This window comes from Candidatus Obscuribacterales bacterium (assembly GCA_019744775.1).
Lineage (GTDB): Bacteria > Cyanobacteriota > Vampirovibrionia > Obscuribacterales > Obscuribacteraceae > SBAT01.
Window position 1 is genome coordinate 432498 of record JAIETZ010000004.1, and the last position, 13145, is coordinate 445642.

Annotated in this window: 11 protein-coding genes; 5 read left to right on the forward strand and 6 right to left on the reverse strand. The window is 47.1% G+C overall.

From position 1 onward, the window contains the following. Positions 1–3: 3 nt before the first annotated feature. The gene (gene glmS / locus K2Y22_11415) at positions 4–1893 is read left to right on the forward strand and encodes a glutamine--fructose-6-phosphate transaminase (isomerizing) (protein ID MBX9879056.1); all 1890 of its coding nucleotides are present in this window, start codon (positions 4–6) and stop codon (positions 1891–1893) included. A gap of 144 nt (positions 1894–2037) precedes the next feature. Here glmS and K2Y22_11420 read toward each other — a convergent pair whose 3' ends face one another. Together K2Y22_11420 and K2Y22_11425 are read right to left on the reverse strand one after the other, a co-directional pair. After that, positions 2038–4713, reverse strand: coding sequence for a hypothetical protein (locus tag K2Y22_11420; protein ID MBX9879057.1), 2676 nt, complete (start codon positions 4711–4713; stop codon positions 2038–2040). 105 nt (positions 4714–4818) lie between these two features. Further along, positions 4819–5817, reverse strand: coding sequence for a tetratricopeptide repeat protein (locus K2Y22_11425; protein MBX9879058.1), 999 nt, complete (start codon positions 5815–5817; stop codon positions 4819–4821). Between the two features lie 59 nt (positions 5818–5876). Here K2Y22_11425 and hemW point away from each other — a divergent pair, with 59 nt between their 5' ends. The 3 genes from hemW (at position 5877) to K2Y22_11440 (ending at position 8927) form a co-directional block, all read left to right on the forward strand. Continuing rightward, positions 5877–6989 (forward strand): radical SAM family heme chaperone HemW, encoded by a 1113-nt coding sequence (hemW, locus tag K2Y22_11430; protein MBX9879059.1) that lies wholly within the window; start codon positions 5877–5879, stop codon positions 6987–6989. A gap of 110 nt (positions 6990–7099) precedes the next feature. Further along, positions 7100–8653, forward strand: coding sequence for a protein kinase (locus K2Y22_11435; protein ID MBX9879060.1), 1554 nt, complete (start codon positions 7100–7102; stop codon positions 8651–8653). A gap of 67 nt (positions 8654–8720) precedes the next feature. Then, positions 8721–8927, forward strand: a complete 207-nt coding sequence (locus K2Y22_11440; protein MBX9879061.1) for a hypothetical protein — start codon at positions 8721–8723, stop codon at positions 8925–8927. A gap of 51 nt (positions 8928–8978) precedes the next feature. Here the strand turns inward: K2Y22_11440 and aat are convergent, their stop codons facing one another. From aat to K2Y22_11460, 4 genes are read right to left on the reverse strand one after another with little or no spacing between them, the layout of a single operon-like run. Next, on the reverse strand, positions 8979–9605 hold the full coding sequence (gene aat / locus K2Y22_11445) for a leucyl/phenylalanyl-tRNA--protein transferase (protein ID MBX9879062.1): 627 nt from the start codon (positions 9603–9605) through the stop codon (positions 8979–8981). Further along, positions 9592–9939, reverse strand: a complete 348-nt coding sequence (locus K2Y22_11450) for a c-type cytochrome (protein MBX9879063.1) — start codon at positions 9937–9939, stop codon at positions 9592–9594. Before K2Y22_11450 ends, aat begins: the two co-directional genes overlap by 14 nt. Next, positions 9929–10480 (reverse strand): dihydrofolate reductase, encoded by a 552-nt coding sequence (locus K2Y22_11455; GenBank protein MBX9879064.1) that lies wholly within the window; start codon positions 10478–10480, stop codon positions 9929–9931. The genes K2Y22_11450 and K2Y22_11455 overlap by 11 nt, the downstream gene beginning before the upstream one ends. Positions 10481–10484: 4 nt before the next feature. Next, positions 10485–11294, reverse strand: coding sequence for a thymidylate synthase (locus K2Y22_11460; GenBank protein MBX9879065.1), 810 nt, complete (start codon positions 11292–11294; stop codon positions 10485–10487). 98 nt (positions 11295–11392) lie between these two features. Here K2Y22_11460 and pruA point away from each other — a divergent pair, with 98 nt between their 5' ends. Next, positions 11393–12970, forward strand: coding sequence for an L-glutamate gamma-semialdehyde dehydrogenase (gene pruA, locus K2Y22_11465; protein ID MBX9879066.1), 1578 nt, complete (start codon positions 11393–11395; stop codon positions 12968–12970). The last annotated feature ends 175 nt before the right edge of the window (positions 12971–13145 follow it).

Genomic DNA, 13145 nt, shown 5'->3' on the forward strand with positions numbered 1-13145 from the left:
CCCATGTGTGGAATCGTTGGATATTTAGGTCCATCCAAAGCAGCTCCAGTTCTCTTGTCGGAATTGCGTTGTCTAGAGTATCGCGGTTATGACTCAGCCGGCGTTGCCGTTATTGAGTCGGGCGAACTGGTTGTCCTCAAGGCAGCTGGCAAGCTTTCCAATTTGGAAAATTTGCTGACCGACAAAAAACCGTCCGCTACAGTCGGTATCGGACACACCAGATGGGCTACCCACGGTATTCCCAACGATGAAAATGCTCACCCTCATACGGATTGCACAGGCACCATTGCAGTTGTTCACAATGGCATTATCGAAAACTACCAAGCTTTACGCGCAGAATTAACCGCTGCCGGACACACCCTTGTTTCGCAAACAGACACCGAAGTTGTCTCTCACTTAATTGAAGATGAGTACAAGAAATGCGCAACGGAATGCAATGGCGATGCTCTTCGTGTGGCAATCGAGCGCGCAGTAAGGCGCTTGGAAGGTGCTTATGCACTGGGTGTCGTCAGCCAAAGACATCCGGAGCGCATTTACGCTGTCAACCACAACTACTCACTTTCAGTAGGACTTGGCGAAGGTGAATCTTTCCTCGCTTCTGATAGCGTTGCCGTTCGTCAATTCACCAATAAGCTTATCCGTCTTGAACAAAGCGAAATTGCCGAAGTTACTGCAGACGGAGCGCGTCTTTTCAATTTCGATGGAGCCTCAATTGACAGACAACCAATTGAAGTGGACATGAACCCATACATCATCAACAAGGATGGTTATCGCCATTTCTTGCTCAAGGAAATTCACGAACAACCAATTTCCATGCGTCAGACATTAGGCAAATACATCAATCATCCGGACAAGCCGATTGATTTGCGCCCAACAGAAAACGGCGGCGGTCTCTTCGGCAACTATGGTGTCAACCTTACCGAAAACCAACTCAAGTCAATTGAACGCATCAACATAGTTGCCTGCGGAACAGCTTGTTATGCCGGTATGGCAGGCAAGTACATTCTGGAAGAAATCTGCGGCATTCCTGTTGATGTAGAAATTGCCTCTGAAGTACGTGGTCGCCAACCGTTATTGAATGACAAGACTTTGTGCATTGCAGTCAGCCAATCCGGCGAGACAGCAGACACATTGGCTGCTTTCACCGAAGCGCAAGCAGCCGGAGCAATGTCGCTCGGTATAACCAACCGCGCCGATTCGCATCTGTCGCGCATTACGGATAATCTGATGGTTACCGAGTGTGGCATTGAAGTGTCTGTTGCAGCAACGAAGTCATTCACTGCTCAAGTTGCTTGCTTCTATGTATTGGCGCTCTACATCGCCGAAACAAGAAAGCTGCTGCCGGACAATGAAATCTACAAACTCAAGCAGCAATTGCTGCTGATACCGGCTCTGCAAGAGCGTATTTTGTCTCAAGAAAAGGCAATCAAGCAGCAATCTATTAAGTACGCTGAAGCTCACGACATGCTCTTTATGGGCCGCGGTATCAACTACCCGGTTGCTTTAGAAGGCGCATTGAAACTCAAGGAAATATCTTACATCCACGCCTCCGGCTACGCTGCAGGCGAATTGAAGCACGGCCCAATCGCTGTGTTGGATGCGAAGGTTCCTGTAGTAACTATTGTTGTGCCGGGTAAAGTCTATGAGAAGACCATTTCCAACGCACAAGAAGCTAAAGCACGCAATGCTCAGATGATTGCCGTAGCTGTAGAGGGTGATAAGACTGCCGAAGGAATCTTCGATACGATTCTCACTATCCCACAAGTTGATGAGTTGTTTAGCCCGCTTATAACCGTGTTGCCGTTGCAGTTGATGTCTTACTTCATCGCTGATTATCTCGGCAAAGACGTAGATCAGCCGCGCAACTTAGCCAAATCGGTAACCGTAGAATAATCCGCCAACGGGCGCATGCAATGCGCCCCTACACAAGCAACAGCGGAGCGAAGGGCAGCGATAGAGCTGTCCGGAGCGAGAGCGTGGATTGCGAGCAGCTAGCGAAGGCGATGGCTCTGCATTGCCGGAGCGTTATATAAAAGGTTACATCACCTTTTGCTCAGTGCCTTCTACTAGTGTTGGTGGCTCTTCTTCGACGATTTTCGGCGTGATTAGGAGCATCAACTCAGTACGTCTACGGCCTTTAAGAGTGTTGCGGAAGAACGTACCTAATATGGGTGTTTCTGCTAAGTATGGTACTTTGCCTAGCTGTGCTTCTTCTCTTTCTGAAAAGAGTCCGCCGATAACAAGTGTCTGCCCGTCCTTAACACGCACGTTTTGAGATAAGATTTCGCGGATGCTTAAAGGCGTTACAACAACGGTGTCGTCAGCAAAGCTCTGCTGCGGCAATGGTGTTGATACTCTAGGTCTGAGACGCATGGTAATGAATCCGTCGTCACTGACTTTAGGCACTACGTCTAAGAAAATTCCGGCTTTTTCCAATTCAACGTTGGTTGTAACAACGCCCAACGATACGGTGGTTGTTACTTTGTGAACAACTTCATCCGCAATTACAATCAACGCTTCCGTGTTATCCATAACTACAACGGACGGGTTAGCGACAAGCTTGGCTTTATTCGTCTGAAGCAACAAGTTTAAGCCCAGGTTCAAACCGGCAGGCATAGTTGCAATGTTGGCTCTGCCGCCGGCTTTCTTACCGAGAGTCAAGAAGTTGAAACTGCTGAATGAAGTACTTCTGGGAGCAACAGCAGCTGCAGCCGGAAGAATTGTTGGAACCAAGTTACCCAAAATACCTTGGAATGTTCCGTTAGTCAGCATTCCCAAAGCCGTTGAAGTAGTATCCGTCGGTTGCGACCGTAAGTTGTTTACCTGGTAACCAACAGTAGAACCGACTGGAGGACTGACTGCTGTACCTGACGTACTCGAATTCAAAGCCGAGAAGATTTGACCGACTCCAGGAACCGCTTGAGTAATTAAGTTGGCAATACTTGAAGCTGTCGGGAATCTAGCAACAGAGTTAATCGGAGAAGTTGTAGTGACTGTTCCGCCAACCGTATATCCTGTCGGACCACTAATAGGACCAGGACTGCCCATACCTGGTAAGAATTGCACCATGGGAGCTCGCGCGTTACCCAATACGGTGGCGCTGGCGCCTTGCCCTTGCACACCGATAGTCGCACCAATTTGACGAATACCTTCGTTGGTAATTTCCAAAAGTGATGATTGGATATGCACTTCCGGGGGACGTCTGTCCAACAAACGGATGGCTTCGGAGGCCAACTGCACATCTTCCTGCGTACCAACAACCAACACTTGGCGGTTTCTCGAATCAGGTATACAGATAGTACCGCCACCATTTTGTTCAACCGCATAATCCACGGCCACTTCTTGAGTCGAACGAATTTGCTGTGATCCGGGATCTGTTGCCGAGTTTTGGAAACCTTGACCTTCAGTAGGTGTGGCCTTAGTTTGAGATTTTACGTTGCGGATATTATCAAGCTTGCTCGTGAATTTTAATTCCGAGGTCATGTCGTCAACTTCACCGGCGGCATTGTCGTGAGTTTTAGTTTCAACTTGACTGGTGTCTTTGTCGCCGCCAAATTCACCCGGAGCACGCATTTTTGATGCGCTGGACTCTTTGCTTACTCTACCCACCTTTTCAGAACCGGTGTTTGCCGTCTTCTTAACCATGGCTGAAGTGAAGTCAGGTAGGAAGCCACGGTTGAAAACGGAGGCGTGCAGAATCTGAGCAACATCATAAGGATGTGCGTAACTAAGGTGAAACGCCTTAGCCGTAGTTCTGTTCAATCCCAACAACGTAAAAGCATTTTGCGTAGCAATCATTACCGTATTGCCCGGCAATACGCGTGTTTGCAAACCGGCTGCTGATAATACGTTGGTCATTGCTTCGTTCAAAGTGACATCGTGTAAGTCACCCGTGATTTTTCCAACAACGGACTTATCAACCAAAATGTTCAAATTGCCTCGACGGGCAATTTCAGCAATTACTTCACGAACAGGAGTTTCACGGAAGCTCAAATTGTGGATTATCTCTTCACGAGCAAATAATTTGAACGGTCGCTTAATTTGCACTTCACCAGGACTACCTGGAATGGAAGGACGCTTGAGAGATTCAGGACGTGCGCCTTGAGCTACTTGCTCGCCGTCGGACTTGGCGGCAATACTGGTGGCAGCAGTTTCTTCGTCGCCTAAGGTGGAAGCTTCAGAGCTTGCGGTTTCTTCTGATTCAGTCGCGCCTTTACCGGGTCTTATTGAAGAAGTTGTTGGTGTCGAAGGTGCTGATGTTGCAACCGGTGCCGGCTGAACATCGGACATATCCGCCTCAGAATCAATTGAATCGTTAGCAACTGGCGCCGGCTCAGGCATTTTTACTTGCAATGGCTGAGCAACCGGTGCTGCCGAAGGCGGTGCAACAATTCTTGTCGGTGGCGCACTTGTCTTCTCGGCGACGCCACCACTTTCGGTGCCTGATGCATTATCAGCCGGTGCAATAAGTGTCATCGGCGGTGCTTTTCTATCTGTTTCAGTACTAGTTGGTGTAAAGCTCAATCCGGAAGTTGGCGCTGTCGTTAGGTTGGCAGCAATTTCAGGCGACACCAGAGTTGCGGATACCGGCAGTGGTATCAGCGTTTTAACCGGAACAGACGATTGACCATCTTCAGCCCAAGCAGCCTGGGCACCTAAGAGCCACGCAGATAAGAGAATAAGAGCTTTGGATTTCTCTGAGCGAATAACCATTAAGTACCCAAGTTAAACTACAGCTAATGATTCTTGTTTATTCTACAAGCCTAGAATTAAATTGCAATAAATATATATCCGCCATATATACAGCAATTACTGACGTTACTGATTCGGTTTTTTTGTGCCGGCAAAACCGTACACGGCAATTTCCAAATTGTTGCGCGCGGCTATCAACTTTGGATTTAAACGCAGAGCTAAACGATACTCGTTGATTGCTGAAGCAAAATCTCCTGAGCCGTAAAAAGCGTAACCAAGATCGTTATGCGCTTGCGCGGAGAGCGGATCCAAATTGACGGCTGCTTTAAACTCTTCAACCGCGTTTGTCGTCTCACCATTTGCATACAAACTTCTGCCCATTGCTAAATGAGATGCAACAGCATCCGGAGCAAGTAAGACAGCTTGCTTGGCAGTTACCAGCGCCGCTTGTTTTTCACCAACTTCCAACAAAGCAGCAGTCAAGGCAACTTGTGCGCGCGCGAGACTTTTATCGAGTGATACCGCTTTACGCGCCGAGCGCAGACTTCCTTGCACATCGCCGGTTGCTAGCAAAGCCTCGGATAATCCGGCAAGATATAAAGCAGGCTCTGCCGGGTCGTTTGCACTGCCGGAAATGTTGACTGCACGCCTGTATTCGTTGATTGCTTCGGGAACATTGCCGCCGCATTTTAGCGACTCGGCAAACAAAAAGTGAATCTCTGCATTATTTGGCGCAATCTCTACAGCGCGACGAAATTGTTTCAACGCTTCTGAATGTTCGCCTACGAAATCCAAAACTTTAGCCAACTGCGCGTGTGAATACGGATCAAGTGGTGCAATTGAAATTGCCTTTTTGAGTTCAACACCGGCTCCTTCGTAGTCACCAGCCAAGTACAAATAAGTCCCCAACTTAAAGCGCAACGCAGCTCTGTCCGGATTGTCGGTAATTTGTCTGCGCAAATCGATAATGGAATCACCAAGCAACTTCAAATCCAACTGAGATTTATCTAGTCTCAAAAGGTCAGCCGGCGTCGTATCCAGCGCCATGGCCGCAAACGGCTGGCAAAAGGTCAGTACCAATGCCAGTTTTGCTATGTTTTTGCTGTTGTATAATTGGCTTTTCATAGTTAATGCAGGACTGTTTGCAGCAACCATACAGACAGTCCAGCGACCCTGTCAAGCCAATGCCTAAAAGCGCTTACATCCACATCCCATTTTGCGCGCACAAATGCGATTTTTGCGACTTCGCGGTGGTGACCAACCTGGAAGCTCGCATTCCCGAGTACTGCCGCACCGTGGTCAAAGAAATCGAGCATCGAGTAAACTCGAAATCACCCCTAGAAACTGTGTTTTATGGAGGCGGCACACCAGGCTACATTGACACAAAAGAGTTAGCGCTTATTCACAAGACTCTGAAAGAAACAGCAGGCATAAGCGATGACGCAGAAGTATCTCTGGAAACGACTCCTAACGCTATTTCTACTGAAAAGGCATCTGCCTGGCTGGAGATGGGCATCAATCGTATTTCCATTGGAATTGAATCCGTCAACGATCACGAACTCACGGCCATGGGTCGCGATCACACTCGCGCTCAAGCGTTTGCCGGAGTGAAAGCCGCCCAAGAAGCCGGTTTTAAAAATATTGCCGTTGATCTCATGTACGGACTGCCTGAGCAAACTTTAGATAGCTGGCAAAGCTGCCTGGACGAAACTTTGTCTCTAGGGCTGCCCCACTTGTCCGCTTATGCAATGACATTGGCCACAAATTCGCCTTTGCTCAGGCGCTATCCCATGGGAAGCCCACAAATGCCCGATGATGATTTGGCTGCATCCATGTACGAAATGCTGGTCGCCTCTGCGGAAAAGGCTGGACTTAAGCAATACGAAGTCTCTAATTTTTCGAAAGCCGGCTATGCCTCTAAGCACAATTTGACCTACTGGCACAACGACGAATACTACGGATTTGGCTTGTCCGCCCACAGATATGTGGACGGCGTAAGAAGCCACAACTGGCGTTCTTTCAATCGTTATCTGGACGACTACACAGGTCATGAAAATCTAGAAGTTATAGATGCTGAAACCCGCATCAAAGAAGCCATAATTCTCGGTTTGCGCACAACCGAGGGAATAGATTTTAGCCAATTCAAAAAACGCTATGGCGTTGACCTGCTCACCAAATTTGGTCAAAAGATAGACAAATTCGCAGATCAGGGACTTTTCGCCGCATCCAGAAGCCACCTTAAACTGACAAGCAAGGGCATGCTTTTAAGCAATTTGGTCTTAGCAGAGTTCATCTAAGTCAAGCTCCAAAGGCTCTGCCTGTTGAGGTTTAGAGCATTTCATCTACCTACAAATTTAGTTTAATTAGAGCTTGTCACGGGTATGGAACAAGAGACAGGAGAACGCCCGTGAAACTTTGTCCTGAATGCTATTCAGAATTTGAGGACAACCTGACGCAGTGTCCGGAAGATAAGATCGCGCTTGCCACTCTAGATTCCGACCCGCTGGTGGGCACCAGACTTGCTGATCGCTACACTATCCTTTCCATTATCGGTCGTGGCGGCATGGGCGTCGTCTACAAGGCACGCCACGAAATGATGGACAGAACCGTTGCCATAAAAATGCTGCATGCCCATCTTGTTACGGACACGGAAGCCATGAAGCGCTTTCACAGAGAAGCGAAAGTTGTCTCCCGCGTTCAACACCCGCACAGCATCACGCTTTATGACTTTGGTGTATCCAGCTCGGGCCAGCCCTATATCGTCATGGACTTTGTGCAGGGGATAAGTCTTAAGACCCTAATTAAAGAGCAAGGAGCGCTGCCCTTAGAACGCGTGCGTTATATATTCACTCAAGTAGCGGACACACTCAAATGCGCACACGCTCAAGGTGTAATTCACCGTGACTTAAAACCGGAAAACATTATGCTCACCACTCATGGCGACAATAAAGACTGGGTGCAAGTGGTAGACTTCGGCATCTCCAAACTGGTATCAACATCAGGTGACAAAGATCAAAAAATAAGCCGCATCACGCGAATAGGTGATGTCTGCGGATCGCCACCATACATGAGCCCGGAACAATGCATTTCCGCGCTCAACATCGACAGCAGAACAGATATATATTCGCTTGCCGTAGTTGTTTACGAGGCACTTACAGGACGTTTACCATTTCTAGCTAAATCAGCAATTGAAATGATCGACTGCCATCTTTATGGACAACCGACATCTCTTAAGATTGCCAATCCGGAACTTTCTCTTTGCGATAGTTTGAATAACTTATTCAACAAAGCACTGCAAAAAGAACCGCAGCGGAGACACCAAACAGTTGAAGAATTTGGTTATGAACTTTCAGAAGCTATCAAACAAGACGCATTGCGAATGCGGTCGTTGAGACAGCGGGTCGAAGTCAGTCAATTTAAAAAACTAGTCGATGAAGCAGAAGGCAATGTCGACACAGAACCAAAAATGAATCGCGCCGAAGGCAGAAGCGGCTATCTATCGAACATTCCAGTGAAAGTAATTGGAGATACCGGCAACCAGAAGGTGGGTATCCTGGATAGATTGAAAGCACTTGTTTTGGGTGCGCCAGAGCAAGAGGAAGATGCTGGATTTGTCTTATCCGAATGTCCCTACTGCGGAAAGCCAACCGATCCGCAAGTGAATTTTTGTCTGGACTGCGGCAGGCATTTGGCTACTCCACAAGAAGTTGCGTCATTACGATCAGCCCAACAGGTTTTTGTATATCCAAAGTATCAAAAGAAAAAGGAACAAAAATCCCCACACTTCAGCCGCAAGGCAAAAGTTGCAAGCGCCAATACCAGTAGCATTTCAATTGGCTCATTTCTTGTGGTTATTGTTCTCTTTCTTTGCTTAATGCACTTTGCCAGCGGCGGCAAAGCTTTCAAGGGCATAGTCAACCAAGTAAACGAATTTATCGAACACTCAACTACAACCAAATAGACAAGCTACACACACTAAAACATGTTATAAATAACCCAGATCTACATTTCCGCAAGGAGCTTTACCTATGAACTTCAAATTACTAGCAGCTGTGGCCGTATTTGCTATGGTCGCCTCAACACCAGCTTTTGCAGCCGATGATTGCAAAGCCAAAGAGTGCGCCAAGAAGATCGGCAAAGGAGTTATGTGGGCACCTAAAAAGGTTGCTTCGGGCACCAAGAAGGGCGTGCAAGCAATGGGCCGCGGCGCTAAGAAGGTTATTGGCAAGGACTAATAATCCTGGCTCAATAAATTCAGATGGGGCAGGTAAAACTGCCCTTTTTCTTTAGGCAAACCGGCAATCAAGAGCCAAAGCATGGCTTAGACATCTGACGTATTCGTCTCTAGAAATCATCTCAGCACCAAACCGCGCCAGGTGGTCCGTGTGATATTGACAGTCCAATAACGTAAATCCTCTTTGCTTGAGACGTTCCACCAGAAAGACTACGCAAACTTTGGAAGCATCCGTTTGCCAATGAAACATTGATTCACCCATAAAGGCGCCACCCAAAGAGACTCCGTAGAGCCCGCCGGCAAGCCGTCCATCTAAATAGGCTTCCACACTATGCGCCAGTCCCAATCTATGCAATTCACTGTAAGCCTCGATTATTTCCTCGCTTATCCAAGAGCTTCTGTGAACCAACACATTGCCAAACTCATCGGTGTCTTTTCTTTCCGTCTCGGCACAGGCTCTAATTACCGTTTCAAAGTCTCCATCTACCTTCAATTCAAAGCCACCGTGCTTATAAGTTCTCATCAAGGTATGTGAAGCGTGAAAATTATCGAGATCAATTATGCATCGCGGATCCGGGCTAAACCAAGCAATTTTTCCCTCCACAGACATGGGGAAAATTGCTTGACTGTAGGCCTTCACCAGTAATTCCGGCGTAAGCTTCAGATCACTTTCCGGCATTTGCTGATTTGGGCGTCAAAGAACGAATATATGCGATCAAATCGCACATATCAGCCGGCGGGATTTTCTTCTCATTGAAGCCGCGCATCGGAGTACCTGTTACACCGGTGCGAATCTTCGCTTCCAGTGTTTTATCGTCTTTAAATTCTTCAGCAAACTCTGCGCCCTTGATAGGCTTTTTTGGATTGACGTCATTGCCGCCTTTTGCGTGACATTCAACACAGTCGTTTTTCTTGAAGACCTTGAGTCCGCGTTGAACGTCCCCTTCGGCAAGTGCCGCCTGTGAGACTAGAAATATGCTGCTTAGACTAAGCAACCAAGCCTTACGATGCATTCGGATCTCCTTCTTTTTTCTTGCGCAGTATTCTGAATTTGTAACTAAGACCGTTTTCGTTATGAGGTTGAGACTGAAAAATCTCCTCGAAAGCGCTTTCGTAATCCGGTAAAAACGTATCACAATCGAACTCAGCGTCAACTTCCGTCAAATACACCTTGCGCAGGCGATTGTCCCTCAAGCAAAGGTCATAAATCTGCCCACCACCGATAACAAAACAAGTCTCCACAGGAAAATCTTGAAGTAGTTCCAGTGCATCATCCAGCGAAGCCACTTTCAAAACTCCGTTAGGCACTTTGTAGTCCGCGTCTTTTGTCAGCACAACATTCAACCTATCATTCAACGGTCTGTGCTTAAGTGGTATCGATTCCCAAGTTTTGCGACCCATTATTACGGCATTCTGATAGCTGCCCGTTTTGGTTGTACTTGTAAGTTTGCGAAAATATTTCAGATCGCCCGGCAAATGCCAGGGCAAACGGCCTTCTTTACCAATGCCTCGTTTTCTATCAGCAGCAACAACAATGTCAAAATCTATAACCATCAATTTACACAGCGACAGGGAATTTGATAAAGCCTTGCGGCTGGTAGTTTTTCAATTGAATATCTTCAAAGCATAAATCGAAAATTGACTTGTCGGCAATTTCAACCGTTGGTAAAGGTCCCGGCTGTCTGGTGAGTTGCTCTTTGATGCCGTCCAAATGATTCAAATAAATATGAGCGTCACCTAGCGTATGCGTGAAAATGCCCGGCGTGAGATTGCATTCTTTTGCCACCATCATCATCAACAATGCATAACTGGCAATGTTGAAAGGGACTCCTAATGCCATGTCAGCCGATCGCTGGTAAAGCTGGCAATCAAGACGTCCATTGATTACATAAAACTGGAAAAGCAAATGGCAGGGAGGCAAAGCCATCTTGTCAATATCAGCCACATTCCAAGCACTAACCAAGAGGCGACGGGAATCCGGATTGGTCTTGATTAGGTCAATGACCTGCTGAATCTGATCTATATATTCTTTGCGGTACTGTCCGTCAACTTCGACAAATTTTGGCCAACTGCGCCATTGATAACCATATATAGGTCCAAGATTACCCTCTTCATCCGCCCAAGCGTCCCAAATAGGCGTGTGTTGGGTTAGATCGTCGTTTATGTTGGTCGAACCCCTTAAAAACCAGAGCAGTTCACGCACAACGGCGCTAAACAAGACTTTCTTGGTTGTGATGAGGGGAAAACCCTCGCGCAGGTCGTATTTTGCCTGGGCTCCAAAGATGGAAATAGTGCCGACACCTGTGCGGTCGTCACGTCTTTCACCGTTGTCGAGAATATGGCGAACTAGGTCAAGGTATTGCTTCATAAAGTCAGATTATAGCGTCTTTCAAAATCGTTAAGGCACGGCTATTTTAGGCAATATCACCGGATAATTGATGCACTACCTACCACAAGGGGATGCTCATGATCACTGAATCCAGAGTGAAAGAATTTGTCAACGAACCCTTCACAGATTTTTCCAAGCCGGAAAACAAACAGGCTATGGAAAAGGCAATCGAGACGGTCAGATCGACTTTCGGGCAAAAGTACCCCCTCATAATTGGCGGCAAAGAAATTATGGCGAAGGGCGATGATTTTATCGTCTCGACAAACCCGGCCGATCCAAAAGAAGTAATTGGTTATTTCACCAAAGCAACACAACAAGATGCTGACGCAGCGATGCAAGCAGCTCTCACCGCTTTTGAAAGTTGGAAAAAGGTAAGTCCTGAAAAGCGTGCTGACTATGTATTCAAAGCAGCGGAAATTATGCGCAAGCGTAAATTTGAATTATCTGCTTGGCTCACTCAGGAAATAGGCAAAAGTTATGCTGAAGCGGACGGCGATGTTGCAGAAGCAATTGATTTTTGCGAATTCTACGCTCGCGAAATGTTGCGCTTTGCAGGCAAGCAACCAGTGACACCATATCCTGGTGAAGACAACAAACTCGTTTATATTCCATTGGGTGTCGGACTTGTAATTCCACCTTGGAATTTCCCTCTGGCAATTCTTGTCGGCATGACGACAGCTTCAATTGTCGCCGGCAACACGGTAATCCTCAAGCCATCATCCGACACTCCGGCAATTGCCTATCAATTCATTCGCATTATGCAAGAAGCAGGATTACCCGCAGGCGTAATCAACTTCATGCCGGGACCAGGCGCGTCAGTTGGTGACTATCTGGTTACACATCCGAAGACTCGCTTCATCTCCTTTACCGGCTCGAAAGAAGTCGGCTTGCGCATCAATGAATTGGCAGCCAAACCGAACAAGGGACAAATTTGGATTAAGCGCGTCGTTGCGGAAATGGGCGGCAAGGATTCAATTATTGTCGACAAAGATGCTGATGTAGAAGAAGCGGCACAAGGCATTGTTTCCTCAGCATTTGGTTTCCAGGGACAAAAGTGTTCAGCCTGCTCCAGAGCAATCGTGCATAAAGACATCTACGACAAAGTGCTGGAAAAAGTTGTAGAAAAAACCAAAAAGCTAAGCATCGGCAAAATTGAATCTTCCGATGTATTCATGGGACCAGTCGCATCGAAATCAGCTTACGAATCGATTCTCAAATACATTGAAGTCGGCTCGAAAGAAGGACGTGTATTAGCCGGCGGCAAAGCGCATCAAACACCAACCAATGGTTATTTCATTGAGCCTACGGTTATCGCCGATGTTGATCCAAAAGCAACTATCGCTCAAGAAGAAATCTTTGGACCAGTACTTGCATTCATTAAAGCGGACAGCTGGGAAAATGCCATTGAAATCGGCAATAACACTGAATTTGGTTTGACCGGTGCCGTTTATTCCAACAACCGCGAGCACTTAAAGGAAGCATCCGAAGACTTCCATGTCGGCAACTTGTACTTGAACCGCAAGTGCACAGGCGCTTTGGTTGGTGTTCACCCATTCGGTGGCTTCAACATGAGCGGGACCGACTCGAAGGCAGGTGGCAGAGATTATCTGCTGCTGTTTATGCAAGCAAAGTCCATAAGCGAAAAAATTAAATAGCTTAGTTTCGGTAGGAATTTTAAACTCCTAGCTTAAATTCTAGTTTAAGGATGTCAAGGGACGGGTAAGTAAGTCCTGAAGACGTGTTGGCGGTCTGATTTTCGGAAATGCTTTTGCTAGGTATTGCTGGCTTGAGCACAATCTCCTCATTGGCTTCACGGGCGAACTAGGGAAC